This is a genomic window from Myxococcus sp. AM011, assembly GCF_013372595.1.
Classification (GTDB): domain Bacteria; phylum Myxococcota; class Myxococcia; order Myxococcales; family Myxococcaceae; genus Myxococcus; species Myxococcus eversor.
The window spans coordinates 1-2,019 of the sequence record NZ_JABXEM010000522.1 but is presented as its reverse complement, the minus strand read 5'-3'; the positions used below and the strand labels follow the sequence as shown (position 1 = coordinate 2,019).

3 protein-coding genes are annotated in these 2,019 nt (G+C 70.1%); 1 reads left to right on the top strand and 2 read right to left on the bottom strand.

Annotation, left to right across the window (positions count from 1 at the left end):
* Nucleotides 1–292: 292 nt before the first annotated feature.
* Nucleotides 293–775: an amidohydrolase family protein gene (locus HUW62_RS46965; protein ID WP_163866055.1), complete on the bottom strand. Its 483-nt coding sequence runs from the start codon at nt 773–775 to the stop codon at nt 293–295.
* Between the two features lie 118 nt (nt 776–893).
* On the opposite strand from HUW62_RS46965, the gene HUW62_RS46960 reads away from it, so the two are divergent.
* Nucleotides 894–1,721: a TRIC cation channel family protein gene (locus HUW62_RS46960; protein ID WP_176438161.1), complete on the top strand. Its 828-nt coding sequence runs from the start codon at nt 894–896 to the stop codon at nt 1,719–1,721.
* A 9-nt stretch (nt 1,722–1,730) separates the two neighbouring features.
* Here the strand turns inward: HUW62_RS46960 and HUW62_RS46955 are convergent, their stop codons facing one another.
* The gene (locus HUW62_RS46955; RefSeq protein ID WP_163866057.1) at nt 1,731–1,922 is read right to left on the bottom strand and encodes a hypothetical protein; all 192 of its coding nucleotides are present in this window, start codon (nt 1,920–1,922) and stop codon (nt 1,731–1,733) included.
* Nucleotides 1,923–2,019: the final 97 nt, after the last annotated feature.

Sequence of the window (2,019 nt, the reverse complement as noted above, 5' to 3'; positions counted from 1 at the left end):
GAGGGAGGGGGCGCCGGAGTCGCGGGCGCGGGGTCCTGTGACTTCTTGCAGGCACCCCCGAGCAGCAGGGTTCCGAGGAAGAACGCGGGGCCAAGGCGGCGGAGCATGAGGCTCTCCGGTGCGGGTTCTCACCCACCATCGCAGAACGCCGGGAGTGGGAGGAAGTCACCCCAGGAGTACATGGCCGGAACTTTCAGATAGCCCACGCGAGGCTGGGTGCCATCCAACCCGCCTGGCACCCCGAGGTGCTCTGTCGAGAACACTCGCTCGGGGTGCGCCGCGTGCGTGCGGCTCAGACGAGCCAGCCGCTCTCGTCGAGGAAGAGGGCCTCGTTGAAAGCGTCTTCGTCCTTCTTCTCGCGCTTCTCGCGCGCGGGAGGCGTGTCCGCGAAGTAGAGGCTGCGGCCGTCCTTGACGACGTGCAGCACGCGCAGGTCCTCGCGGGCGCGAGGTGTCACGACGAGCGGGTTGCCGGAGAGGACGACGAAGTTGGCGCGCTGGCCCGGGGCGAGGGTGCCCTGGGGTTCCGGCTCCTCCTCTTCCGCGTTGCTGTTGTTGTTCGACAGCTTGTCGACGACGGCGGGAATCACCGTGCCGCCCTGGAGGGGGACGACTTCCGTGTCGGGGCCGCGGAGCGCGAGGATTTCAGCACGGGTGCCCACGGCGAGGATGTGGCCGTCCTGGAGGGCCAGCGCCTCGGCGGTGGGCTGATGCTCGTTCATGGTGAGCAGGGTTCCGCCCTCGAAGATGCGGTCGGCGAATCGGGAAGGGTTCATGGCCTTCGCTCCGGGGGACACGCGGGTGGACCTTTAAGGTGCGGCCGCGCGGGGGAAGCGTCCATGGGGGCAGGGAGATGTTGTCCTGTCGCCCGAGTGCCAGCCCGCTGGGGCGGGAGTGCCGAGCGAGCGGTCCCCGTGTGACTCCGGGCGCGGGTTGCTGGCGAGAGGTGGCGTCCTCACGGTGGAGGGTGGCGGTGTGCTGACGGGCCGCCTTGCGCGCGCCATGTCCTTCGACCTGACTGAACCGAATGTGCAGGAGCAGGTCATCTCCTTGGGGACGCTGATCGCGGACCTGTTGGGGGTGTTCTCCGGCTCGGTGCTGGGGGCGCTCCTGGCCGAGCGGCGGAAGATGGACCTGATGGGCTTCCTGGTGCTGGGGCTCGTGTCCGGCGTGGGGGGCGGAATCCTTCGGGACACGCTGCTGCAGGTGGGGCCGCCGCTGGTGTTGGTGAAGCCGGCCTATCTGGTCGCGGCTTTCTCGGGGGCGTTCGCGGCGTTCATCTTCGAGCTGCGGCATGGGCCGACGGTGAAGCTGTTGTCGGCGTTGGATGCGCTGACGCTCGGCTCGTTCGCGGTGGCGGGGACGCAGCGGACGTTGGAGGTGGGGCTGAGTCCCGGGACGGCGGTGCTCATCGGCATCATCACCGCGGCGGGGGGCGGCATCATCCGCGACGTGCTCATCCGGCGCACGCCCACGGTGATGCGGCCGGAGCCGGGGTACTACGCGCTCGCCGCACTGGCGGCGAGCCTGGTGTGTCTGGCGTTCTCGCTGACGGGGCATCGGCGGCTGGCCCTGGTGGCGGGGATGGCGGTGGGTGCGGCGGTGCGTCTCATCTCCGTGCGGAAGGGATGGAGGCTGCCCGTCAAGCGCACGCGCGAGGTGCCCCGGAAGGGCGACGACTTTGGCGGGCCCGGCGAGGACGAGAGCTGGACGAAGCCGTGAGGCCTGGGGTCAGGGCTGTTTCTTGCGGAGGACCTCGGCGGGGAGGTTGCGCCGGAAGGGGCGCAAGAGGGCCGCGACGACGGGCGCGACGGGGATGGGCAGGGCGACGAGGATGAGGATGAAGAGGAGACGGAAGGCGCGACGGATGTGGCGCGCGAGCGCACGCAGGAAGGCGAGCGCCCGGGAGAGGAACCGGGACATGGGTGCTCCTGTGACTGAGAGGACTTCCGGGAGGTGGGGCGTTTCCGGGAGGGCTCAGTGAAGGAGCGACGCGTGGAGCAGGTACAGGCGCCGGGTG